19 protein-coding genes are annotated in these 23,860 nt (G+C 61.0%); 7 read left to right on the top strand and 12 right to left on the bottom strand.

Annotated features, from left to right (window positions below):
* Positions 1-191: 191 nt before the first annotated feature.
* The 10 genes from HU765_RS17720 to HU765_RS17675 all read right to left on the bottom strand — a co-directional run bounded on the left by HU765_RS17720 (position 192) and on the right by HU765_RS17675 (position 11,300).
* Positions 192-989 (bottom strand): MetQ/NlpA family ABC transporter substrate-binding protein, encoded by a 798-nt coding sequence (locus HU765_RS17720; RefSeq protein ID WP_186551534.1) that lies wholly within the window; start codon positions 987-989, stop codon positions 192-194.
* Positions 990-1,155: 166 nt separating this feature from the next.
* Positions 1,156-2,088 (bottom strand): sigma 54-interacting transcriptional regulator, encoded by a 933-nt coding sequence (locus HU765_RS17715; protein ID WP_186621984.1) that lies wholly within the window; start codon positions 2,086-2,088, stop codon positions 1,156-1,158.
* 52 nt (positions 2,089-2,140) lie between these two features.
* Entirely contained in the window at positions 2,141-2,722 is a 582-nt protein-coding gene (locus HU765_RS17710) for an alpha/beta hydrolase (protein ID WP_186551536.1), read from the bottom strand.
* 159 nt (positions 2,723-2,881) lie between these two features.
* Positions 2,882-3,724: a taurine dioxygenase gene (gene tauD / locus HU765_RS17705; RefSeq protein ID WP_186621982.1), complete on the bottom strand. Its 843-nt coding sequence runs from the start codon at positions 3,722-3,724 to the stop codon at positions 2,882-2,884.
* Between the two features lie 141 nt (positions 3,725-3,865).
* Complete coding sequence (tauC, locus tag HU765_RS17700; protein WP_186621980.1) at positions 3,866-4,699, bottom strand: taurine ABC transporter permease TauC; 834 nt, start codon at positions 4,697-4,699, stop codon at positions 3,866-3,868.
* Positions 4,696-5,490 carry a taurine ABC transporter ATP-binding subunit gene (gene tauB / locus HU765_RS17695; protein WP_186621978.1) on the bottom strand — a complete coding sequence of 265 codons (795 nt, stop codon included), beginning with the start codon at positions 5,488-5,490 and terminating at the stop codon, positions 4,696-4,698. The genes tauC and tauB overlap by 4 nt, the downstream gene beginning before the upstream one ends.
* Before the next feature lie 16 nt (positions 5,491-5,506).
* The gene (tauA, locus tag HU765_RS17690; RefSeq protein WP_186621976.1) at positions 5,507-6,484 is read right to left on the bottom strand and encodes a taurine ABC transporter substrate-binding protein; all 978 of its coding nucleotides are present in this window, start codon (positions 6,482-6,484) and stop codon (positions 5,507-5,509) included.
* 207 nt (positions 6,485-6,691) lie between these two features.
* Positions 6,692-8,275: a glutamate--cysteine ligase gene (gshA, locus tag HU765_RS17685; RefSeq protein WP_186551541.1), complete on the bottom strand. Its 1,584-nt coding sequence runs from the start codon at positions 8,273-8,275 to the stop codon at positions 6,692-6,694.
* A 317-nt stretch (positions 8,276-8,592) separates the two neighbouring features.
* Positions 8,593-8,976 (bottom strand): PaaI family thioesterase, encoded by a 384-nt coding sequence (locus HU765_RS17680; RefSeq protein ID WP_186551542.1) that lies wholly within the window; start codon positions 8,974-8,976, stop codon positions 8,593-8,595.
* The gene (locus HU765_RS17675; RefSeq protein ID WP_186621974.1) at positions 8,976-11,300 is read right to left on the bottom strand and encodes a Tex family protein; all 2,325 of its coding nucleotides are present in this window, start codon (positions 11,298-11,300) and stop codon (positions 8,976-8,978) included. Before HU765_RS17675 ends, HU765_RS17680 begins: the two co-directional genes overlap by 1 nt.
* A 358-nt stretch (positions 11,301-11,658) precedes the next feature.
* Between HU765_RS17675 and ompR the strand changes: the two genes are divergently transcribed.
* On the top strand, positions 11,659-12,399 hold the full coding sequence (ompR, locus tag HU765_RS17670; RefSeq protein WP_186551544.1) for a two-component system response regulator OmpR: 741 nt from the start codon (positions 11,659-11,661) through the stop codon (positions 12,397-12,399).
* 114 nt (positions 12,400-12,513) lie between these two features.
* The gene (locus HU765_RS17665; RefSeq protein WP_186551545.1) at positions 12,514-13,827 is read left to right on the top strand and encodes an ATP-binding protein; all 1,314 of its coding nucleotides are present in this window, start codon (positions 12,514-12,516) and stop codon (positions 13,825-13,827) included.
* A gap of 64 nt (positions 13,828-13,891) precedes the next feature.
* On the opposite strand, the gene lapD is transcribed toward HU765_RS17665, so the two are convergent.
* Both lapD and lapG read right to left on the bottom strand, forming a co-directional pair.
* The gene (gene lapD / locus HU765_RS17660; protein ID WP_186621971.1) at positions 13,892-15,838 is read right to left on the bottom strand and encodes a cyclic di-GMP receptor LapD; all 1,947 of its coding nucleotides are present in this window, start codon (positions 15,836-15,838) and stop codon (positions 13,892-13,894) included.
* A 14-nt stretch (positions 15,839-15,852) separates the two neighbouring features.
* A complete protein-coding gene (lapG, locus tag HU765_RS17655; protein WP_186621969.1) occupies positions 15,853-16,545 on the bottom strand; it encodes a cysteine protease LapG in 693 nt (230 codons plus the stop codon).
* Between the two features lie 196 nt (positions 16,546-16,741).
* On the opposite strand from lapG, the gene HU765_RS17650 reads away from it, so the two are divergent.
* The 5 genes from HU765_RS17650 (at position 16,742) to HU765_RS17630 (ending at position 23,797) form a co-directional block, all read left to right on the top strand.
* Entirely contained in the window at positions 16,742-17,452 is a 711-nt protein-coding gene (locus HU765_RS17650; protein ID WP_186621968.1) for an FCD domain-containing protein, read from the top strand.
* Positions 17,453-18,199: 747 nt separating this feature from the next.
* Positions 18,200-18,976 (top strand): DUF3050 domain-containing protein, encoded by a 777-nt coding sequence (locus HU765_RS17645; RefSeq protein ID WP_186621966.1) that lies wholly within the window; start codon positions 18,200-18,202, stop codon positions 18,974-18,976.
* Positions 18,973-19,902, top strand: a complete 930-nt coding sequence (locus tag HU765_RS17640) for a diiron oxygenase (RefSeq protein ID WP_186621964.1) — start codon at positions 18,973-18,975, stop codon at positions 19,900-19,902. The genes HU765_RS17645 and HU765_RS17640 overlap by 4 nt, the downstream gene beginning before the upstream one ends.
* Positions 19,903-19,915: 13 nt before the next feature.
* Positions 19,916-23,308, top strand: coding sequence for an amino acid adenylation domain-containing protein (locus HU765_RS17635; protein WP_186621963.1), 3,393 nt, complete (start codon positions 19,916-19,918; stop codon positions 23,306-23,308).
* 21 nt (positions 23,309-23,329) lie between these two features.
* Positions 23,330-23,797, top strand: a complete 468-nt coding sequence (locus tag HU765_RS17630) for an SRPBCC family protein (RefSeq protein ID WP_186621962.1) — start codon at positions 23,330-23,332, stop codon at positions 23,795-23,797.
* Positions 23,798-23,860: the final 63 nt, after the last annotated feature.

Below are 23,860 nucleotides of genomic sequence, written 5' to 3'. Positions count from 1 at the left end.
CCGAAGGACTCCTTGTTGCAGTCTGTTGCGTAGATTGAGTTAGCTTGATTACGACTGCTGCGCAGCCGAGCGGGAGCAAGCTCCCTCGCCACATAGTCATATACCAGCCTCCCGATACACAGACAAAAACGCCGATGACCATCGCTGGCCATCGGCGTTTTTACATGTGCAGCGGATTCCCGAACGTTGAATCAGAACGCCGGAAGTACCGCGCCGCTGTACTTCTTCTCGATGAACGCTTTGACTTCCGGGCTGGTCAGGGCCTTGGCCAGTTTCTGGATCGCGTCGCTGTTCTTGTTGTCCTCACGGGCCACCAGGAAGTTCACGTACGGCGAATCGGCGCCTTCGATCAACAGCGCGTCTTTCTGCGGGTTGAGCTTGGCTTCCAGCGCGTAGTTGGTATTGATCATGTCCAGATCAACTTCGTTCAGCACCCGTGGCAGCAGCGCCGATTCCAGTTCCTTGAACTTGAAGTTATGCGGGTTCTTGGCGATGTCTTTCGGCGTCGCCACGGCGTTTTTCGGGTCTTTGAGTTCGATCAGGCCGGCCTTCTGCAGCAAGATCAGGGCACGGCCGCTGTTGCTGCCTTCGTTGGGGATAGCGATGGTCGCGCCGTCCGGCAGTTCAGCCAGGGTCTTGTACTTGCTTGAGTAGCCACCGAATGGTTCAACATGGACACCCTGCACGGTCACCAGGTACTTGGATTTGTCGTCCTTGTATTTACCCTGGTTGAAGCTGTTCAGGTAAGGCAGGGTCTGAAAGTAGTTGGCGTCCAGACGCTTCTCGCCAACCTGTACGTTGGGCTGCACGTAGTCGGTGAAGACTTTGATTTGCAGATCCACGCCTTCTTTGGCCAGGGTCGGCTTGATCAGCTCGAGAATTTCAGCGTGCGGCACTGGCGTTGCGGCAACCACCAGTTTCTCGCCGGCGTTGGCGAAAGAAGCCGTCAGAGCAGCCGCCAATGCGGTAAACAACAGAACCTTTTTCATGCAGTGTCCTTATCGAAAATCACGGTCGTCATCGACGACGGCATTAATACGTGTGCCAGTGAAGTGATATCGCTGGCGTGAGGCGGACAATACCGGGATTTTTTATTCCCGGACAATAACGTTTATTCAGCTTCATATTCCATTTTGTTCATGTTGAACAAAATGGTCACAGCCCCTCGCTCAAGCGAATCAGGAGCTCTTTCAATGCCTTACGCTCAGCAGCGCTGCCGCCGATGTTGATTTGCTTCACCAGACGTTCGATGTGAAGCGGCGGCGCAGACGCTTCGGGCAGATTGAGATGCTCCGGCAGGATCTCATCGCCAGTGCTGACCAACAGGGCGAAGTGAATGACGTTTTCCAGCTCGCGGGTATTGCCCGGCCAGCCATGTTGCTCAAGCACGTGCTGCGCCGCTTCGCTGATCAACGGCACAGGCAAGGCGAGGCGCTGGCTGTAGATGCCGAGGAAATACTCGGCCAGAGGCAAGATATCGCCGGTTCGCGCACGCAACGCCGGCAATTCCAGATGGCCCTCGCTGAGGTAGCGATAGAGCCGCTCGTGGAATTTTCCGGCGTCCACGGCTTGGGCCAGATCGATGCTGGTAGCAGCGACCAAACGGACATCCACCGGGCTCGGCTGAGGCGCGCCGACGCGGGTTACTTCGTGATTTTCCAGCGCCGCAAGCAATTTGATCTGGATCGGCAGCGGCAAGTCGCCGATTTCATCCAGGTACAAAGTGCCGCCATTGGCCGAACCGAACCAGCCAGCGCGACTGCTGGCCGAACCGCTGTAGCTGCCGGCGGCATAGCCGAACAATTCGGCATCGGCGTAGGTCGGGCTGATGGCCCCGCAGTTGACCGAGACGAACAGACCGCTGCGATCACTGGCGCGGTGGATATGCCGGGCGAGCAGTTCTTTACCGGTGCCGGTCTCGCCGCGAATCAATACGGAAAGCGAGCGCGGGGCCAATTGTTCGAGTTCTTCGCGCAACTGACGCGAGCGCGGATCGACAAACACCAGCGCCTTGGCGCGAATGCTCAGGGGGCTTTTTTCCGCATCGGGAAAGGTCAGCAACGGCTGGCCGAACGTTTCGAAACTCATGGCAGACTCCCGCCCAAACCGCCCTGGAGGCGGCGGCGTTGAAAAAAAGAAATCAGGCGCGCCGGCGGGCGTGATGCTCCATGCGGTTTTGCAGGCGGTAGAGGTAAGCAAACCCCTGCTCCCAACGCTGGTGCCCGGATTTGACATTGATGTGCCCGGCACCGGCGAGAATCCCCGCCTCGGCGCCCCAGTTGCGCGCCAGCTCCAACGCACGTGGCGCACTCACGGCGGCGTCGTTGTCGGAGCCGACGACCTGACTGGGAAAGGGCAGCAAATCGGTGGGAATCGGCGCAAAGTTGCGCAGCGCCGGAGCACAGGCCGGGCGTTCGACATCCGCCGGGGCGACCAGCAAGGCACCGCGTACCTGACGCAGGTAGTGTAGCGGCGCGGTGGCCGCCCAATGGGCAACGGTGATGCAGCCAAGGCTGTGCGCAATGAGAATTACCGGCGTGCTGTCGGCGGCGATCGCTTCGGCCAGGGCCGCGACCCAGTCTTCGCGGCGCGGCGTCAGCCAGTCGGCTTGCTCGACCCGGGCGCTGTTGGGCAGGCTGTTTTGCCAGTGGGTTTGCCAATGGTCATCTGGCGATCCTTGCCAGCCCGGCACAATCAGGTAGCGGATTGATTCGTTGCGCATGGGGAGCTCTCCTGCGTCGTGTCTGTTCGTGACCGAGTATAGGGAGAGGATTTATATTCGTTAAGGAATAAGAAGCTATTTATTAATATCTAGTTGGAATATCGAATCTGACGCGATATCTGGAATGCTTCCCTGAAGCCAGGGCCATTCGCGATGCGCTCAGCGGAAAAACGGCACGTCGCCCAGCACCGTGGCGCGTTGCATTACTCGCCGCGCCGGGCGGTAGTCATCCACGGCGTAATGCTGCGTCACGCGGTTGTCCCAAAACGCAATATCGTCCTGCTGCCAACGCCAGCGCACGGTAAATTCCGGTCGGGTGGCATGGGCAAAGAGAAACTTCAGGATCGCCTCGCTCTCGGTCTCCGACAGCTCATTGATCTTCGAGGTGAAGCCCTCGTTGACGAACAGCGAACGTCGCCCGCTGACCGGATGGGTGCGAATCACCGGGTGTGACAGCGGTGGATTCTTGCGCCGCGCCTCCTCCCACTGCGCCAGCGCGTCGGGCGTGTTGCCGTAGCGCTCGAGCGGAAACGAGCGGGTGAAATCGTGGGTCGCGGTCAGGCCTTCAAGCAAGCTTTTCAGCGGTGTCGACAACGCCTCATACGCGGCAATGCCGCTGGCCCACAAGGTATCGCCGCCGTACGCCGGCAACAACTTGGCGCTGAGCACCGCGCCCATCGCCGGCGTCGGCAGGAAGGTCACGTCGGTGTGCCAGATGGCGTTGTCACGCACGTCGGTGACAGCGGTGTCGAGGATCAGAACTTCCGGTTGTTCCGGCACGTTCGGGTAGATCGGGTGGATGTGCAGGTCGCCGAAATAATGCGCGAAGCGTGCCTGCTGCGCCGGCTCGATCGGCTGATTGCGAAAGAACAGCACTTGATATTGCAGCAGCGCCTGCTCGATGGCGTCGCGGGTTGGCGGGTTCAACGGCTGGCTGATGTCGACGCCGTCGATTTGCGCGCCGAGGGCAGAGCTTAGTGGGGTGATGTTGAGAGTGCTCATGGTGGTTCTCTTCGAATTCGGGGGATTCAAGCTTTTGTAGGAGTGAGCCTGCTCGCGATTCAGGCAGACCGGCGACTCACTGGTGACTGAAACACCGACATCGCGAGCAGGCTCACTCCTACAAGGGATTCACAGCACATTTCAGTGCGCCTGGCCGTGCCACGGCACCAGTTTGCGTTGCAGCGCGCGCAGGCCCATTTCCATGGCGAAGGCAATCAGGGCAATGACCAGAATCCCCAGCACCACCACGTCGGTGACCAGAAACTGCGCGGCCGACTGCACCATGAAACCCAAACCGCTGGTGGCGGCGATCAGTTCGGCGGCAACCAGGGTTGACCAGCCCACCCCCAGGCCGATGCGCACGCCGGTGAGGATATCCGGCAATGCACTGGGCAAAATCACATGGCGAATCAGTTGCGCGCGAGTGGCGCCCAACGACTGCGCCGCGCACAATTTCGCCGGGTCTACGGTGCGCACGCCGGTCGCGGTGGCGATGGCAATCGGCGCGAAAATCGCCAGATAGATCAGCAGCACTTTCGACAGCTCGCCGATGCCGCACCAGATCACGATCAGCGGCAGATAGGCCAGCGGTGGAATCGGTCGGTAGAACTCGATCAGCGGATCGAGCACACCGCGGGCGATGCGATTGGCACCAATGGCGATGCCCACCGGCACTGCCGTGAGAATCGCAAAGACCAGGCCCAGACCGATGCGACTCAGGCTCGCGCCCAAGTGCTGCCACAAGGTCGAATCCATGTAGCCCGAAGTCACCAGCAGCCAGCCTTTTTGCAGCACGGCGGAGGGTGGCGGCAGGAACAGTGGTTCGATCAGACCGGTAGCAGTCACCGCCCACCAGATCGCCAACAGGGCGAAGAGGGTCAACAGGCTGATCCAGCGTGTACTCAGGCTGCGGCGTACCGGCAGGATCACCGAAGGCGTTTTCGCCGCCGCAGCGGTTACGTCGTAACTGCTCATGCGCGCTCCTGCCGTTGCACGGCACTGCGTTGCGAAAACACTTTGCTCAGCACGTGCTCGCGGGTTTCGATAAAACGCGGATCGGACTTGATCGCCCGGGCCGGCTCGCCAGCGGCATAACGCTGACCGAAGTCCAGCGCCAGACGCTCAACGATCTGCCCCGGATTCGGCGCCAGCAAAATCAGATCCGTAGCGAGGAATACCGCCTCTTCAATGTCGTGGGTAATCAGAAAAACCGGCTTGGCGGTGCGCTGCCAGACTTGCAGCAACAGCTCCTGCATCTGCTCGCGGGTGAACGCGTCGAGGGCGCCGAACGGCTCGTCCATCAGCAGCACCCGAGGGTCGGCGGCGAGGGCACGAGCAAGGCCGACACGCTGTTTCTGGCCGCCGGAAAGCTGCCAGATGCGCCGCTCTTCGAAACCGGCCAGATCGACCAGCGCAAGCATTTCCCGGGCGCGCTGTTCGCGTTTTGGCTTGGCGACGCCGGCCAGTTCCAGGCCAAACGCGACGTTGCCCAGCACATTCTGCCAAGGCAGCAAGGCGTCATCCTGGAACACCACGCCGCGCTCGGCGCTCGGGCCTTTGACCGGCACGCCATCGAGGGTGATGCGTCCGGCGCTAGGATCGACAAAACCGGCAATCAGGTTCAACAGCGAAGTCTTGCCACTGCCGGACGGGCCGAGGGCGACCAGCAACTGCCGGGGTCCCAGGGTCAGAGAAATATCCGCCAGCACAGGTTCCGGGCTGCCCGGGTACTGTGCGCTGATGCGCTCCAGCTGTAGCAAGGCCATCGCGGTCGACTCCCGATCAGTTAGTGATGTATTTGGCGCTGACGTACGGCGCGTAGTCCGGCAGCACCGCCTCGACTTTGCCCTGCTCCTTGAGGAACACGGCCGTGTCGGTGATGGCTTTGGTGGTCGGCGCACCGAGGTCACTGATCTGATCCGCCGCCAGCGGGTAGACGTTGCCTTGCAGCAGCAACGGAATGTCGCTGGCCTTGGCGCCGGAGAGTTTCACCAGTTTGTCGACATTGGACTGATTGGCGAGCCAGGCTTTCGGATCCTTGCGGTAGTCGGCGTAGGCGTCGAGGGTGACTTTGGCGAAGGCGGTGACAATTTCCGGGTGCTTGGCGGCGAAGTCTTTACGCACGATCCACGCATCGAAGGTCGGCGCGCCGAATTTGGCCAGTTCGCCAGAGGTGATCAGCACTTTGCCGTTTTCCTTGGCGACGCCGAGGGCCGGGTCCCAGACGTAAGTGGCATCGATATCACCGCGTTTCCACGCCGCGATGATCGCCGGCGGAGCGAGGTTGAGTACGGTGACCTTCGACGGATCGATGTTCCAGTGCTTCAGCGCCGCCAGCAGGCTGTAGTGCCCAGTAGACACGAACGGCACAGCGATTTTCTTGCCGATCAGATCTTGCGGGGTTTTGATGCCGGAACCCTCACGCGCGACCAGGGCTTCAGCGGCGCCGATCTGCGTGGCGATGAGGAATGTTTCGACCGGGACTTTGCGGGTGATCGCGGCGGTCAACGGGCTGGAACCGAGGTAGCCGATCTGCACATCGCCGGACGCGATGGCGGCGATGATGTCGGCGCCGTTGTCGAACTTGCGCCAGCTGATGTCGGCCCGGGTGGCTTTTTCGTAGGCGCCATCGGCCTGGGCGACTTTCGCCGGATCAACGGTGGTTTGGTAGGCGACGGTGAGGTCGGCGGCCTGAGCGAGGAAACTTGCGGCCGCCAGCGAAGCGGCGGCGAGCAGGCGAAGCGGGACATTCAGTTTCAATTGAGAGCTCCATATCAGGCGACCGAGCGTCGGCGTGAATGGAGACTAAATGATCTAAGAATTTAGAAATAAATAACTTTTTAGAATGAGCTTATGAGCGGAAAAATCTAAGCGCAGCGGTCATTCGCGAGCAGGCTCGCTCCCACAGGACCGAATTCCTCTGTGGGAGCGAGCCTGCTCGCGAAAAGGGCCGAAGGACCTTCTATATCAGTTGCTGATGGCGAGGATGCTCGCCTGATACGCCCCGACAAACACATCAAAATCGCCAACCTCGTTCTGCTCAAGCTCGGTCTGCTGCGCCAGCGACGCGCGCGCCAGCTCTTCGAACTTCGCCTGTTCATCCGCAGCCAATGGCTCGCTGCGGAAAAACTCGGCATGCGCCTGGCTCTGACGCAGAGAGAATTGCGCAAAGCTTTCCTTGTGCTCGGCCATCGCCGCCAGCACCTGCGCCGATGGCGTCAGGGACGGGTCGCTGACTTTCGCCAACTGCGCATCCAGTGCCTTGCTGTGCGCATCACCGCCAACGCTTTGGTCCAGCAGCGCGGCCAGCGGAGCAATCTGCTCAAGCAATTCGGCGGCCCACTGTTTCATCTCGACCGGCTGGCCGTCACGCTGCAATTGCAGGCCCGGACGGCGACCTTCCTTGACCACGCTGAGGAAGTTCGACGTGGCATTGCCGCAGGTGGTGTTGGTCAGCAGCGGACTGTCGTTCAGTGCGCAATACAGCAGGAACGCGTCGATGAAACGCGACTCGGTGAGGTCGATGCCCATCGGCAGGAACGGGTTGATGTCCAGGCAACGCACTTCAACGTACTGGATGCCACGCGCCATCAGTGCCTGGATCGGCCGCTCGCCGGTGTACGTCACACGTTTGGGGCGGATATTGGAGTAGTACTCGTTTTCGATCTGCAGGATGTTGGTGTTGAGCTGGACCCACTCGCCATCCTTGTGCGTACCGACTTCGACGTACGGCGCGTACGGCGTGGCCACGGCTTTGCGCAGGCTGTCGGTGTAGCTCGCCAGGTCGTTGTAGCACGGCGTCAGGCCGGCCTGGGCGTTGCTCTGATAACCGAGATCGCTCATGCGCAGGCTGGTGGCGTACGGCAGATACAGCGTGTCCGGATCGAGCTGTTCCAACTGATGCGAACGGCCGCGCAGGAAACCGGCATCCAGCGCCGGCGACGCTCCGAACAGGTACATCAGCAGCCAGCTGTAGCGACGGAAGTTGCGGATCAGGGCGATGTACGACACCGACTGGAAATCGCGGTCCGTACCGACGAAACCTTCGGCCTCGCGCAGCAGCGGCCAGAGTTGTTCCGGCAGCGAGAAATTGTAGTGAATCCCGGCGATGCACTGCATGGTCTTGCCATACCGCAGAGCCAGGCCCTTGCGGTAGACGTACTTGAGCTGACCGATGTTGGAGGTGCCGTAATAGGCGATCGGGATGTCTTCCTCGGCCGGCAACGGGCACGGCATCGATGGACTCCACAGGTACTCGTTGCCGAGCTTGCTGTAGGCAAAACGGTGAATCTTGTCCAGGCTCGCCAGCGTGTCGGCAGGGTTCGGCAAGGCCGGCGTGATGAATTCCAGCAGCGACTCGGAGTAGTCGGTGGTGATCTGTTCGTTGGTCAGCGCGGAACCCAGGGCTTCGGGGTGCGGCGTTTGCGCCAGGCGACCTTCGCTGGTCACGCGCAGGCATTCACGTTCGATACCGTGCAGGCACTGCTTGAGCAGGGAGAGGTTAGCGCGCTCGCCGAGCAGAGCCAGGCGGCGGTTGAGAAGTTCGCTCAATTTGGATTCCTTCACGCGTCAGTCGCCCCAATATGGGGGTGGGCAGGACGGTCTACAAGGGTGAAGTTGAAACTGGCGTTATCGCCTGGTTTTTTAGCCTCAAAAGGCACTTTCGAACCGCCGACTTCAATCCCTGAATCTGGCAGATGCACGCGAAGATCATGCAATACCTGTGGGAGCGGGCTTGCTCGCGAAGGCAGAGTGTCAGTCAATATAACGTCACCTGACACACCGCCTTCGCGAGCAAGCCCGCTCCCACAGAAGAGCTCGACGCTGCGATCACAGCGCCGAAATTAACTCAAAATGATGAGCAACATCTACAGCACAGCGAACGTGCCTTGCGCTTTTGCGACCAGTTTGTCGCCCTGCATCACGTCGGCTTCGACCACCAGCGTGCGCCGGCCCGGGTGGATCACCCGCGCCGTGCACAGCACCTCGCCGTCGGAAACGGCGCGAATGTAATTGATCTTGCACTCGATGGTCGCGCTCTGCTGATCGAAGCCATGGGTGCTGGAACAGGCCAGCCCCATGGCGATGTCGACCAGACTGAACAGCGCGCCGCCGTGCAGTTTGCCGCCGCGGTTGCGCAGTTCGGGCTCAAGGGCGAGGGCGACTTGCGCCACCCCGGTTTCGAGGCTGTGCAGGCGGCAGCCCAACAGCTTGAAAAACGCGCTCTCGACGAGCCCGGCCGGCAATTCCATCAGCGTTTCTTCAACTGCTTGGCGTTGGCGAACAGCGAGGCCATCGCGTTGTTCACCGGGGCGGCGGTTACGGTTTCCTTGCGCGGCGCGCTGCCTGAAGACTGGCGCGGTGCCGAGCCGGGACGCGAGCCACGGGCGCCGTCGACCTTCTCGCCCGGGGTGTCGCTCATGCGCATCGACAAGCCGACGCGTTTGCGCGGGATGTCGACTTCCATGACCTTGACCTTGACCACGTCGCCGGCCTTCACCGCTTCGCGCGGATCCTTGATGAACTTCTCCGACAGCGCCGAGATGTGCACCAGACCGTCCTGATGCACGCCGATGTCGACGAACGCACCGAAGGCCGTCACGTTGGTTACCACGCCCTCGAGGATCATTCCCGGTTGCAGATCCTTGAGGTCTTCGACGCCTTCCTGGAACTCGGCAGTCTTGAACTCGGGACGCGGATCGCGGCCAGGTTTTTCCAGCTCTTGCAGGATGTCGGTAACGGTCGGCAGGCCGAAGGTTTCGTCGGTGAATTTCTTCGGATCCAGGCGCTTGAGGAACGCGGCATCGCCGATCAGCGAGCGGATATCGCGATCGGTTTCAGCGGCGATGCGCTGCACCAGCGGATAGGCTTCCGGGTGCACCGCCGAGGAATCCAGCGGGTTGTCGCCGTTCATCACGCGCAAGAAACCGGCGGCCTGTTCGAAGGTTTTTTCGCCCAGACGCGCGACTTTCTTCAGCGCTGCACGGGTCTTGAACGCGCCGTGTTCGTCACGGTGCGCGACGATGTTTTGCGCCAGCGTTGCGTTGAGGCCGGAAATCCGCGCCAGCAATGCCACGGAGGCGGTGTTCACATCCACACCCACGGCGTTCACGCAGTCCTCGACCACGGCATCCAGGCCACGCGCCAGCTTCAGCTGCGAGACGTCGTGCTGGTATTGGCCAACACCGATGGATTTCGGATCGATTTTCACCAGCTCGGCGAGCGGATCCTGCAGACGCCGGGCGATCGACACCGCACCGCGGATCGACACGTCGAGGTCCGGGAATTCCTTGGCCGCCAGTTCCGATGCCGAGTACACCGATGCACCGGCTTCGGAAACCATGACCTTGGTCATTTTCATCGCCGGGTATTTTTTGATCAGCTCGATGGCCAGTTTGTCGGTTTCGCGGCTGGCGGTGCCGTTGCCAATGGCGATCAGGTCCACCGAATGTTTGGCGCACAGGGCGGCCAGAATCGCGATGGTCTGATCCCATTTGTTGTGCGGCACGTGCGGGTAAACCGTGGCGTGATCGAGCAGCTTGCCGGTCGCGTCGACCACCGCCACCTTGCAACCGGTACGCAGGCCCGGATCGAGACCCAGGGTCGCGCGCGGCCCGGCCGGAGCGGCCAGCAGCAGGTCGTGCAGGTTGTGGGCGAACACGTTGATCGCTTCGGTTTCGGCGCCGTCGCGCAGCTCGCCGAGCAGGTCGGTTTCCAGGTGAGTGTAGAGCTTGACCTTCCAGGTCCAGCGCACCACTTCACTCAGCCACTTGTCCGCGGGGCGGCTCTGGTTCTGGATATTGAACTGCTGGGCGATCATGCCTTCGCATGGGTGCATGGAGCCTGGGAGCTCGTCGCCGACTTTCAGCGCGGAACTGAGAATGCCTTCGTTGCGGCCGCGGAAAATTGCCAGCGCGCGGTGCGACGGCATGCTTTTCAGCGGCTCGTCGTGTTCGAAATAGTCGCGGAACTTGGCGCCTTCCTCTTCCTTGCCGGCGATCACGCGGGCGCTGAGGATCGCTTCCTGCTTGAGGTAGTTGCGCAGTTTTTCCAGCAGGCTGGCGTCTTCGGCGAAGCGCTCCATGAGGATGTACTTGGCGCCTTCCAGCGCTGCCTTGACATCAGCCACGCCTTTTTCCGCGTCGACGAAGCGTGCGGCTTCGGTTTCCGGAGAGAGGTTCGGGTCGTTGAACAGGCCGTCCGCCAGCTCGCCGAGGCCGGCTTCCAGGGCGATCTGACCCTTGGTGCGGCGCTTCTGCTTGTACGGCAGGTACAAGTCTTCGAGGCGGGTCTTGGTGTCGGCGAGCTTGATGTCGCGCTCCAGGGCAGGGGTGAGTTTGCCCTGTTCCTGGATGCTGGCGAGGATGCTGATGCGCCGTTCGTCGAGTTCTCGCAGGTAGCGCAGACGCTCTTCCAGATGACGTAACTGGGTGTCATCGAGGCTGCCGGTGACTTCTTTCCGGTAACGGGCGATGAAGGGAACGGTAGAACCTTCATCGAGTAGCGCGACGGCCGCTTCGACCTGTTGCGGGCGTACGCCGAGTTCCTCGGCGATGCGGCTGTTGATGCTGTCCATAAAACCACCTGACATAGTGTGAAAGCAGGCTCTCAGGCACGCAAATAAAGGCCTGGAGGCTGATTGAGCGGCTAGAAAATTGCCGCTGCCTGGATCAAGAGGCAGCCCATTGACCCGTGAAATCGAACGGTTACTGCACAGGGCCGGAAAAAATGCCGGCCACTTACGGTAACGATTCAGACGTTGCCTGGCACAAAACGCCGCGCATTATAACCAGCGTTCTGTCATTCAGGGGCGTTGCAGCTTGTAGGCATAAACCCCGGTTTTCTGGCAGTGAAGGAAAAATCTGCTAACAATGCACACGGTGCGTATAACGGCAGCTACGCCATAATGCGCGCCGAGCTAAAAGGAGCATCTAATGAGCAGCACTGCACAAACTGCTGAAGGCGAAAAAATTCTTATTGTTGATGACGATCCAGGGCTGAGCAGCCTGCTGGAACGTTTTTTCGTCAGCAAGGGCTACCGCGCCCGTACCGTTCCGAACACCGAGCAGATGGATCGTCTGCTGTCGCGTGAAGTGTTCAATCTGGTCGTCCTCGACCTGATGCTGCCTGGCGAAGACGGGCTGACCGCTTGCCGCCGTCTGCGTGGCGCGAACAACCAGATCCCGATCATCATGCTTACCGCCAAGGGCGACGAGCTGAGCCGCATCAAGGGCCTGGAACTGGGCGCCGACGATTACCTGGCCAAGCCATTCAACCCCGACGAGCTGATGGCGCGCGTCAAGGCCGTTCTGCGCCGTCAGGCCGCACCGGTACCGGGCGCGCCGGGCAGCGAGGACGAAAACGTCACATTCGGTGACTACGTCTTGTCCCTGGCGACCCGTGAATTGAAGCGTGGCGACGAAGTGCACATGCTCACCACCGGTGAGTTCGCAGTGCTCAAGGCGCTGGTGATGAACGCCCGTCAGCCGTTGACCCGCGACAAACTGATGAACCTGGCCCGGGGCCGCGAGTGGGATGCCCTGGAGCGTTCCATCGACGTACAGATTTCGCGTCTGCGCCGGATGATCGAGCCGGACCCGTCGAAACCGCGCTATATCCAGACTGTCTGGGGCGTGGGTTACGTGTTCGTACCGGATGGCACCGCCACCAAGTGATCGGTGATTTGTAGGAGCGAGTCTGCAAGGCTCTGGTCGCACGGCCATTGCCACAGACTCGCAATCCGCAATATGCGAGCATTGCTCGCTCCTGCAAGTGTGTAGCGGTTAAAGATGAAAACCCCCGTCTGGTTCCCCCAAAGTTTTTTCTCCCGCACCCTTTGGCTGGTGCTCATCGTCGTGCTGTTTTCCAAGGCGCTGACCCTGGTTTATCTGTTGATGAACGAGGACGTGCTGGTGGACCGTCAGTACAGCCACGGCGTCGCCCTGACGTTGCGTGCCTACTGGGCCGCCGATGAAGAAAACCGCGCAAAAATTGCCGATGCCGCGACCCTGATTCGCGTGGTCGGTGCCGGTGTGCCGGAAGGCGAACAGCACTGGCCGTACAGCGAAATTTATCAACGCCAGATGCAGGCGGAACTGGGTGCCGACACCGAAGTGCGCTTGCGCATGCATTCGCCGCCAGCGTTGTGGGTGCGCGCGCCGAGCCTGGGCGATGGCTGGCTGAAAGTGCCGCTGTATCCGCATCCATTGCGTGGCCAGAAAATCTGGAACGTGCTCGGCTGGTTCCTCGCCATCGGCTTGTTGTCGACGGCCTCGGCGTGGATTTTTGTCAGCCAGCTCAACCAGCCGCTGAAGCGCCTGGTGTATGCCGCGCGGCAACTCGGACAGGGCCGCAGCGTGCGGCTGCCGATCAGCGACACGCCGAGCGAAATGACCGAGGTCTACCGCGCCTTCAACCAGATGGCCGAAGACGTCGAGCAAGCCGGGCGCGAGCGTGAACTGATGCTGGCGGGCGTTTCCCATGACTTGCGCACACCACTGACCCGCTTGCGGTTGTCGCTGGAGTTGATGGGCGATCACAACGACCTGACCGACGACATGGTCCGTGATATCGAAGACATGGACGCCATTCTCGATCAGTTCCTCGCGTTCATCCGCGACGGTCGCGACGAGTCGGTCGAAGAGGTCGACCTCAGCGATCTGGTACGCGAAGTGGCCGCGCCGTACAACCAGAATGAAGAAAAAGTCCGTTTGCGCCTGGAGCCGATCCAGCCGTTTCCGCTGCGTCGGGTATCGATGAAGCGCCTGCTCAACAACCTCATCGGCAACGCCCTGAACCATGCGGGCAGTGGCGTGGAAGTCGCCGCTTATGTGTCCGGCGACACCAGCGCGCCCTATGTGGTGCTGAGCGTCATGGACCGCGGGGCGGGCATCGACCCTGCCGAGCTTGAGGCGATTTTCAACCCGTTCACTCGCGGCGATCGGGCCCGCGGCGGCAAGGGCACCGGACTGGGGCTGGCGATCGTGAAGCGGATCGCGTCGATGCACGGCGGCAACGTCGAATTACGCAATCGCTCCGGTGGCGGGCTGGAAGCGCGGGTGCGCTTGCCGTTAGGGTTGATGCTGCCGCGGGACGCGGTCTGACGGACCCGCTCACCCTGGCCTTCGCTTCACAGGCAGGTCAGGGTGAGTGCCGCTGTTCAACCGCTCACCGCCAAGGTTTGGGTTCACCCAGCAACTGCCCCTGAACCCCGTACAGACCCATTTCGCGAATCACCGACAATTCCCCTTCAGTCTCGACCCGCTCGGCAATCAACGGCAGATCGATGCTGTGCGCCGCGCGCTGAATCGCTTCGATGAACAGGCGCTTGTCGCTTTCCTGATCGATCGCACGAATGTAGCTGCCATCGATTTTCAAGTACGCCAGCCCCAGCCGCGCCAGGTTGCCGATCATGCTGAACCGCCCGCCGAAGCGTTGCAGGCTCAGCGAAAAGCCCAACTCGCGCAGGCGCCGGGTCAATTGCTCCAGCACCGCTTGTTCCGGTAACTGCTCTTCACCGATTTCCAGGGTCAGGCGCGCGCCGAGATTGGAATGCGCGCGCAGGATGTCGAAGACTTTGTTCAGCGCCTGGGGATCGGCCAGGGTCGCGGAAGACAGGTTCAATGCCAGCGCATCTTCGTGGTTTTTCATCTGATCGAGCACGCGTTCGAGCATCAGGCGGTCCAGTCGTGCCGTCCAGCCAAAGCGTTCCAGCCAGGGCAGGAAGCGCCCGGCGGGGATGGTCTGGCCCTGCTCGTCGAGCAGACGCGACAGCACTTTGTAATGCAGCACCAGTTGCGGGTCCTGGGCGGACACCACTGGCTGGAAATACAACTCGAAACGCTGCTGACTCAAGGCCTGGTCAAGCAAGCGATGCCAGGCGTGATGATCGTCGCCGACGTCTGCGCTCAGGCTCTGTTCGATACAGGCCCAGTTCTGCTCACCCTGTCCTTCGGCCTGCGCCAGCGCCTGATCACCGAGGGTCAGTACCTGCTGCGGCGAATCGCCGTGGGCGAACGGCGCCAGACCAATCGACGCCACCGTCGGCACATCGGTCGCGCCCGTGGCATGCAGACTGCTGAGGGCACTGTCGAGGTTCTGCGCCAGTTGCAGCGCTTCCTCGCGCACCAGCCCCGGCGCCAGCACGGCAAACTCACCGCCGCGGATACGGGTGACGAGGTTCTGGGTTTCCGGGTACTTGGCGCACTCGCGGGACAATTGCTCGCCAACCGCTTGCAGCAATTGATCGGTGCGCTGGCCGCCGAGACGCTGGTTCAGCCCGGCCAGGTCTTTCACCCGCAACAGCAGCAAATAACCGGAACTGGCCTGCTCCGGATTGCTCACCCGGTCGTTCAGTTGCATCTCGAAATAACGCCGGTTGGCCAGCCCGGTGAGGTTGTCCTGATAGGACTCGGCACGCAGTTTTTCGCTGCGCTCAGCCTGCTCCTGAAACAGTGCCTTGAGCTTCTCGACCATCTGATTCATTGCTTGCACCACGCGCCGCAATTCCGGGGTTCGCGGCAGGTCCGGCAGGCTGAGAAACTCGCGACGGGCGATGGCGTGGGACTGCTTGACCATGTAATCGAGCGGCTTCAGTTGTCGGCGCAGCAGCAACGCCCCCAGCACCGCACTCACCGCACCGCAGAGCAGCAGCCAGCCGAGACTGCCCAGCGCGCTCTGCCAGAGTTTGGCCACGGCGAACATCGGATGGCTGACCACCTCGACCCGCGCCGCCTGCTCCCAGCCTCGGCTGACCAGCGCATCGCCACCGGCCGGTTCCAGACCGATCAGTTTGACGAACCAGTCCGGCACGTTGCTCACCGCCGGGATGCCGGTTCGCTCGACGATGGTTTTCTCGGTTTTAACATCGACCACGCGAATGCTCGCGTAATAGCCACTGTCGAAAATCGAGCTGACCAGCAACTCGACCATCGCCGGATCGTCAATGTTCGGCGTCAGCGACAAGGCCAGCGCCGTCGCGGCGTCCTGGGCATGGGAGCGCAACTGGTTGACGTACTGGGTGCGCGAGCTCTCCAGACTGACCATGAAGCTGCCGGTGAAGGCAACCACCAGGAACAGACAGATAGCGATCAACAGCTGTTTGAACAAAGACATCTGAGCGCGTGCTCCTAGTTAGTCGTCTCGACCGGAAAACCTTCGGCCTGCATTTTTTTCAGCACATCCTGCCAGCGCGACAGGCGTTTGGTGTCACCGACCTTTTTGTTGCCCTTGGCCCCCGGCAGATACAGACCTTCGGCATTGAAAGAGTAGACCGGCAGCAAATCGGTTCGCTGCGATGCCGGCTGGATCGGGTCGATCAGGCTGTCGAGTACCAGCGGCATGGCGTCGGGGGTGGCATAGTAAGTGAGTACCATGTGCGCGCGGTTCTGGCGCAGGGCCTTGACGTAGGTGATGCGCAGCTTGTCACTGGAGACCCCGAGGTGGCGCAGGCTGAAATACTTGGCGATCGCATAATCCTCGCAGTCGCCGGCGCCCTTCCACAACGCCTGGATCGGGGTTTCCCAATAATCGACCTCACGCCACAGATCGATGTCTTCGACGTAGCGCACCTGTTGGTTGAAAAACCGGTTCACCACGTTGAGCTTGTCCATCTCGCTGACCTGTTTCTGCGTCGCCAACAGGTTCTGCCAGGCATCGATGCGCTGCTGCCCGGCGCCCAGCGGCCCATAGATGGCCGTGGCCTTGCGGCTGATCGCGGAAAAATCCCAATCGGCATGCAGGCCGCCCAGCATGACGCCGGCCAGCAGCAGTGCGCAGCCAAGCCAGCGCAACGTCCGGGGGATCGCGAAACGTACCGCCACAGCAAGTTTCCAGAGGGCAGGGAGGAAAGCGTTTGATGGTGAAGCTTAGTCTGCGAAAAAACAATGGCACCGTGAGATCATCGGTAACGCGCTAAACTCAACACAGGACGCGTTCTTCTACACGGTTTGACAACCTGTAAAGCAATCACTAGTGTCATTTGGATCCAAATTCAGTCGACATACAGGGTGCGTAGTCGTGACTCAGAAGCCCAAACCACTGCACAGCATTAAAGTCGATGGGCCGATCCCCGCACACCTGGCCCGTTCGACCATCGAGGAAACCCTGCGCACGGCCATTCTCGATGGCCGTTTGCCCTGTGGCACTGCCCTGCGCCAGCAGGACCTGGCCGATCTGTTCGGGGTCAGCCGCATGCCGGTGCGCGAAGCCTTGCGCCAGCTCGAAGCCCAGGCGCTGCTCAGCGTAACCACACACAAAGGTGCCGTGGTCGCACCGTTGATTCAAGAAGACGCGACGCAAACCTACCAATTGCGCATCCTGCTGGAATCCGAAGCACTGCGCCAATCAGTGCCTTTGCTGACCCCCGCCGACCATGACCGCGCGGCCGCGCTGATCGAAGAGCTGGAAAATCAACACGACTACAGCGAAATCGGTCGGCTCAATCGCTTGTTCCACATGACCCTGTACAGCAAAGCGGCCAACCGGCGCCTGTTGCGCCTGGTCGAAGACGGCCTCAACGAGGAGGAGCGTTTCCTGCGCTTTAACCTCGAAGCCATGGGCCTGGGCAAAATATCCCAGGACGACCACCGGGCGATGCTGCAAGCGACCATCGACGGTGACGTAGAAGGCTCGGTGACGCTATTGGTCCAGCATCTCAATCGCGGTGTGGAAGTCATTACTCGCTACCTCGACAGCCCTGCCGGTCAAAGCCGCCAAGCCAAACCCTGAACGGCTCCCCTCCCCTCGAATTAACTGCTTACAAATCCCCTGCTCTGTCCGCCACCCAGCCAGGTGGTGGATGCGCCTGCCCGCTCCGACCGTTTTGCCTCCATCAGCCCGGTTTCCCGGCCCCGAGTGAATGAAACGGGCATAGCCGTGGCCACCATTTACCCGCACTCTTTAGGCGCCAACCCAATACAGAACGGGCGACGCCCCGCACCGCCGGCGCAGTCCCCGCACCAGGAACCTACGGAAGGAGCCTTGTCACGGGAAAAAGGACGTTCTGGCGCCAATCACGGCCAACCTCCGCCCCCTTTAATCAATCAATTCTCTTCAGTTGAAAGTTGCTTCGAGTGAGGCATTCACTCTGTTTGTCCCATTTTGGCCGTTATTTGCCGAAAGGAGTAACTACGCCCAAATAAAACTTCAACCAATAGTTTTATCGGCGCAACTCATACTTGCAAAACCGCAAACTAAAAATAATTGAAAATAAACTTGTTAAATAGTTTGAGCCTGTATTAATTTTTCCTCGCCAAGTTTGAACTTCAACGTTCACCTTCGGTAAATCGCCTCGGTGATGCGCCAGGCTCAAGGCCCACACCAGCCGACCGCTTCAGCCTGACAGATGTGCATGACCGCACTTGAACAATGCCTCGGCATTTTTAATTTAGGCATTTGAAACATAAACAAATCGTTGTTCCGCTGATTGCGTAGTTGATAAAGCTGTTCCACTTCATATCACTGATAAAGGACATCATGATGCCCCTCAAGCACCAACTCGCCCTGAAGAAAGCCGAACTTAGCGTTCACCCGATCTTTTCCGAGATCACTTCATTGTCGGTATTGCGTCGATTCATGGAGACCCACGTATTTGCCGTTTGGGATTTCATGTCGCTGACCAAACGCCTGCAACAGGAACTGACCTGTACCCGTTTGCCCTGGCTGCCACCGCGCGATCCCCACGCCGCCCGACTGATCAACGAGATCGTCCTTGGTGAGGAATCGGACGATCGCCTGGCCGAAGGGCACTACAGCCACTTCGAACTGTATCTGGATGCGATGCGCGAAATCGGCGCCAGCACCACGGCGGTGGAACGCTTCGTGACGCTGCAAGAGGAAGGCGTGAGCTACGAAGTGGCGCTGCAAAGCGTCGAGGTTGAGCCGGCGGCCGCGCAGTTTGTCCGCGATACCTTGCGCACTGCCCTGCAGGCACCGGGGCATAGCGTTGCCGCCGCGTTTCTGCACGGCCGCGAAAGCGTGATCCCGACGATGTTCCAGCGCATTCTCGATGACTGGGGCATCGGCATCGAACAAGCACCGACCTTCCGTTACTACCTGCAACGGCACATTGAGGTCGACTCCGAAGACCACGGCCCGGCGGCAGAGCAACCGCTGGCGCGGCTGATCGCGGGTGATCCGCAACGACAAGCCGAGGTCTACGCCAGTGCCATCGCCGCCGTTGAAAGCCGCATCGCTTTATGGGACGGCCTGCGCCTGAGCATGGGCGCGCCACTGGCGGAGGTGGCCCGATGAACCCTGCCGACTATCAATCGTTTGCCGATGTCTGGGAGAGCCGCGCCACCATCCGCACACGTCCGCGGCGGGTACTGGAAGACGATCAGCGGCTGATTTATCCGCTCAGCCGCCAGCCATTGGTGCTCAGCGAAACGTTCCTGCGCGAATGCCCGCAACTACGTGATTTCGCCCTGGTGCAGACGCTGTACAAATTCATCAACGACGTGGTGATTTTCGAGACTGAAATCGTCGACAAGACCGCGCGCAGCATCGCCAAGAATCGCTTCGACGTGCCGTTCCCGCTCGCTTGCCGCTATGACGCCATGACCGTGGTGGTCGATGAGGATTACCACGCGCTGGTGGCCATGGATTTCATGCAGCAAACGGTGGCGCTGACCGGCATCGAGCCCATCCGGTTGCCGGACGAAATCGAGCTGAGCCGAGCGATTCCCGCCGCCGTGGCGCTCGCACCGGAGCACCTGCGCGGCGCGGTGGAACTGATCTGTGTGGCCATCGCCGAAAACACCGTGACCGGCGATGTCGCCGCGTTCGCCCGCGACGACACGGTGAAGCCGTCAATCAAGGGGCTGATGGCCGACCACTTGCTCGATGAGGGCCGCCATTCCAGTTTCTGGGCACGCATGGTGCGCATCTATTGGCACACCGCGAGCGACGCGGACCGCAACACCATCGCGCAGATCCTGCCGGTATTCATCGGCCACTACCTGACCCACGACATCCAGAAGGCCTTCGACCTGCGCCTGATCGACGCGCTGCCGGTCAGCGATGCCACGCGCCGATCACTGCGCGAGGAAATCGTCGGGCTGGCCTTCCCGATCAACCGCCACCACCCGCTGGTGGGCAACATCGTCAAGTTCTTCCACAACAGTTCGCTGCTCGACAGCCCCTGTGTGCAGCACGCCCTGCGCGACTATCTGGTTTGACAAGGAAGCCGACATGAAACGTCTCGACATTGTGCTGACAGGCACCAGCCAGGCCATGACCGACCTGGCGCAAGAACTGCAACAACACGGTCATTCAATACGCCGCAGCGGTGCGGCACTATCGGCGGTGGACCTGATCATTGACGATGGTTTCATTGCCGCCGGCGATGGCTGCGCGATCCCGCATCTGCATTTGCGATTGGGCGTCGCCGCCCGGAGCAGCGGCGGTCTGCCGTCACTCGACTTGCTGTGTTTTCTTGGCTCGTCGCTGATCAGCCGCGTGCCGATGGCCGATGAGCCGTCCGGCAACGGTCAGGCGTTGCGCCAACGGGTACTGGCGCAGGTAGTGGACGAAGTGACGTTGCTGGTCAGCCGCTTTTCCCGCGACCCCGACGCGCTTCGCCACGCCCCTGCGCTGACCGCGCCGGATTTCGAGCGCATGGAAGATCTGCTGTTTCTCGACAGCCTGGCGTATGTCCATCGCTTCAACGACACGGCCAATGCAGCGTTGCTGAAACAGGCGCAGGTCTCGGTGATCGAACGCCTGCAACAGAGCCTGATCGAGCATGCCGGACGGCCCGCTCTGCATCTGGACGGGCAGTCGATCAGCTACCACCGGTTGCAGGCCCACAGCCTGGCGATTCAACAACGACTACAGCCCTTGCTTGAGCGCCACCCGCAGCCGTGGGTGATTGCCGTCTGCCTGCCGAAAAGTCCGGCGCTGTACGCCGCGATTCTGGCGATTCTCGGCAGCGGTGCGGTGTATTTGCCGCTGGAGCCGAGCCATCCATTGCCGCGCCAGCAATACATTGTGCAGAACGCCGCAGCGGTGCTGCTGCTCCACGATGGCGAGCAGGCGCTGGGGGGCACGATGTCGGCACTGGATATCAGCGGCATCCATGCAGCGGCTGCCGATCTCAGCCAACCCTTGCTGCAAAGACGTCCCGCCCTCGATGCGCCGTGCATGGCGCTTTACACCTCGGGCACCACCGGGCATCCGAAAGGGGTGCTGCTCAGCCAGGCCAACCTCGCGCACTTCACCGCGTGGTACGCCGACTATGTGCAACTGAGCAGCGAAAGCCGGGTGTTACAGTTCTCTTCGCTGAGCTTCGACTCGTCGCTGATCGACATCTTCCCGACGCTGATCGCCGGCGCCGAACTGGTAGTGCCCGACGACACGCAGCGGCGCGATCCGCTGCAACTGGTTGCGCTGATCCGCCGACGGCAACTGACCCATGCGTTCCTGCCCCCGGCGCTGTTGAGCATCCTGCCGCTGGAACACCTGCAAGGTGTGCAGGTGATGACCGGCGGCGATGTCTGCGAGCCTTTCGTCATCGAGCAACTGACCCGGCAGGGCACGTTGCATAACCTCTATGGCCCGACCGAGGCCACGGTACTGATTACCGCCCGGCGACTCGAAAACAGCGACAGCAATCGCAGCCTCGGCGCGCCGATCGCCAACAGTCAGGTGCTGATTCTCGACGACGATCTGCAACCGGTACCCGAACAAACCGTGGGTGAACTGTTCATCGTCGGCCCCGGTGTCTGCCTCGGTTACCTGAACAATCCGCAGCAGACCGCCGCACGCTATCTGACCCTGGCCTTGCCGGGAGGCGAGACCTTGCGCGCCTACCGCAGCGGCGACATGGCCAAGTGGGGCGAGCACGGCATCGAGTTGTGCGGGCGACGTGACAACCAAGTGAAAATTCGTGGTTTTCGCGTCGAGCCGGAAGAGATCGAGCGTTGCCTGCGGGACAGTCGGTTGTATCGTCAGATTGCGGTGGTGATCGACAGTCAGCGGCGCATCCTGGCGTTCCTCGCCCAGCCGCAGTCAGATGATGCCCGCGAGGCGCTGCAGGCGCATGCCCGGCAATTTTTACCGGACTACATGCACCCGACAGCGTGGACCGAGCTGCCGGGCATGCCGTTCGCCAGCAACGGCAAAGTCGACCGCAAAGCGCTGTTGGCAATGCCGGTGACCGTACAGGACGGCGCAGCGAAAAGCCTGCCGGCGAATGCCGACGAAGCGCTGCTGCTGGCGATCTGGGCGGAGTTGCTGGAGCTGCCTGGCCACGACATTTCCACTGACGAAAGCTTCTTCAATCTTGGCGGCCATTCGATTCTGCTGTCGCGGCTGTTGCTGCGCCTGCGTGAGGAGTTTGGGCGCAGCATTTCGATCAACCGCTTCATCGAACTGCCGACAATCCGCAAACTGGCAACGCTGGTACGCGGCACCGATGATCGCGCCGTGCTCAGCGTACAGGCCATGGCCGACGCCGAACGCGCGCTGGATATCGAGCCGCTGCCGATCAACCGCATGGGCGATGTGCACAAAGTGATCGTCACCGGTGCCAACAGCTTTGTCGGCGTCCACATCGTTGAAGCACTGCTCGGCTGGGGGGCCAGCGAGGTGGCTTGCCTGGTGCGCGACGGCGGTGGGCAAACGGCGGCGCAGCGCTTTGCCCAAGCACTGCGCGAGAACCGTCTCGAGCACCTGGATCTGCGCCGGGTGCGCGTCTATGCGGCGGATCTGACTCACGCGCAGCTAGGCCTGGGCGATGACGATTATCAGCGGCTGGATCGCGAGTTCGGCGCGCTGGTGCACAACGCCGCCAACGTCAATCACGTGCTCGACTACGAGTCGTTGGCGGCGGACAACGTCGAGCCGATCTTCGCGCTCCTGAGGCTATGCGAAGGGCAGTGCAAAAAGGTCTTCAACTTTGTCTCGACGCTGTCCGCATCCAGCACCGTGGATGAGGCCGGTCGCGTGTTGGAGCTGCCCGCCGCAGCGACGCCGCCGATCTACATTCGCAACGGCTACAACCTGTCCAAATGGGTCGGCGAACGCCTCCTCGAGCGGGCGCGCGAGCGTGGCGTGCGGGTCAATCTGTATCGCCCCGGCAACATCAGTTTCAACAGCCTGAGCGGTGTCTGCCAGCCGCACAAAAACCGCCTGATGTTGATGCTCAAAGGCTCGATTCAGCTCGGTCAGGTGCCAGCGTTTGCGCTGAACTTCGACTTGATGCCGGTGGACTTTCTCGCCCGCTTCATTGCCTTCCATGCCAGCCGCTATTCGCCCGAGCGCGCGGTGTTCAACCTGCACAACCCCGAGCCGCTGAGCTGGGATGCCTATGTCGCTTCGTTTCGGGAAACCGGCCGCGAGTTTTCGCTGGTCAGCGTCGCCGACTGGCAGCAGCAACTGAGCCGGGTCGATGCCGACAACGCACTGTTCGGCGTACTCGGGTTTTACCTCAACGGCTTCGAAGAAGACATCGGCGATATCTCGCTGATCGGCCACGCCAACGCCGCCGCCGGCGTGCGGCAGATGGGCGCGCACTACCCGCACAAATCCCCGGCGCTGTTACGCCGCGGCTGCGATTACCTGAAACAGATCGATTTCATCTAGTGCATAAAAAGGAGCAACACCATGAACAATCTGCAACCGGACACCCTGATTAAAAACCCGCAAGGCTGCCACGTTGTGTCCTCGGTGGAGATACCGGCGGACGCCGCGCAGGTCTGGGCGGTGGTCGGCAATTTCGCCGGTTTCGACCGTTTCATACCCGCGCTGTCGCACATCGAGATGACCGGCGAGGGCGTGTCTTCGCTGCGCAAGAAGCATTTCAAGGACGGCAACATCGTCGTCGAACAGCTCAATTCACGCGATGACCAAGCGCTGAACATGACTTGGACAACGATCTATAACACCTTGGGGGTGGCGAATCTGTGGGCGGCGATGCAGGTGGAATCACTGGCCGAAGGCAGATCGCGGGCGACCTGGACGATCATTGCCGAGCCGGCTTCGGGAGGTGAAGAAGCGTTGCCGGGGTTCAAGGATTTTGTGCAGGGGTTTGCTGATGAGGCGATGGGGAATGTTTTGAAGCTGTTTGTTTAAGGCTTTGGATTTGCGCTGAGTTTTAGACCGCTATCGCGAGCAGGCTCACTCCTACAAGAAACC

This window comes from Pseudomonas sp. SWRI81, assembly GCF_014268545.1.
Classification (GTDB): domain Bacteria; phylum Pseudomonadota; class Gammaproteobacteria; order Pseudomonadales; family Pseudomonadaceae; genus Aquipseudomonas; species Aquipseudomonas hamedanensis.
Note: the sequence above shows the minus strand (reverse complement) of the source record. Positions and strands in the feature narration are given on the sequence as shown.

Coding starts and splice junctions, on each gene's coding strand:
- HU765_RS17720 (WP_186551534.1), bottom strand. CDS start 989: ATGAAAAAGGTTCTGTTGTTTACCGCATTGGCGGCTGCTCTGACGGCT.
- HU765_RS17715 (WP_186621984.1), bottom strand. CDS start 2,088: ATGAGTTTCGAAACGTTCGGCCAGCCGTTGCTGACCTTTCCCGATGCG.
- HU765_RS17710 (WP_186551536.1), bottom strand. CDS start 2,722: ATGCGCAACGAATCAATCCGCTACCTGATTGTGCCGGGCTGGCAAGGA.
- tauD (WP_186621982.1), bottom strand. CDS start 3,724: ATGAGCACTCTCAACATCACCCCACTAAGCTCTGCCCTCGGCGCGCAA.
- tauC (WP_186621980.1), bottom strand. CDS start 4,699: ATGAGCAGTTACGACGTAACCGCTGCGGCGGCGAAAACGCCTTCGGTG.
- tauB (WP_186621978.1), bottom strand. CDS start 5,490: ATGGCCTTGCTACAGCTGGAGCGCATCAGCGCACAGTACCCGGGCAGC.
- HU765_RS17680 (WP_186551542.1), bottom strand. CDS start 8,976: ATGGAATTGCCGGCCGGGCTCGTCGAGAGCGCGTTTTTCAAGCTGTTG.
- HU765_RS17675 (WP_186621974.1), bottom strand. CDS start 11,300: ATGGACAGCATCAACAGCCGCATCGCCGAGGAACTCGGCGTACGCCCG.
- ompR (WP_186551544.1), top strand. CDS start 11,659: ATGAGCAGCACTGCACAAACTGCTGAAGGCGAAAAAATTCTTATTGTT.
- HU765_RS17665 (WP_186551545.1), top strand. CDS start 12,514: ATGAAAACCCCCGTCTGGTTCCCCCAAAGTTTTTTCTCCCGCACCCTT.
- lapD (WP_186621971.1), bottom strand. CDS start 15,838: ATGTCTTTGTTCAAACAGCTGTTGATCGCTATCTGTCTGTTCCTGGTG.
- HU765_RS17645 (WP_186621966.1), top strand. CDS start 18,200: ATGATGCCCCTCAAGCACCAACTCGCCCTGAAGAAAGCCGAACTTAGC.
- HU765_RS17640 (WP_186621964.1), top strand. CDS start 18,973: ATGAACCCTGCCGACTATCAATCGTTTGCCGATGTCTGGGAGAGCCGC.
- HU765_RS17635 (WP_186621963.1), top strand. CDS start 19,916: ATGAAACGTCTCGACATTGTGCTGACAGGCACCAGCCAGGCCATGACC.
- HU765_RS17630 (WP_186621962.1), top strand. CDS start 23,330: ATGAACAATCTGCAACCGGACACCCTGATTAAAAACCCGCAAGGCTGC.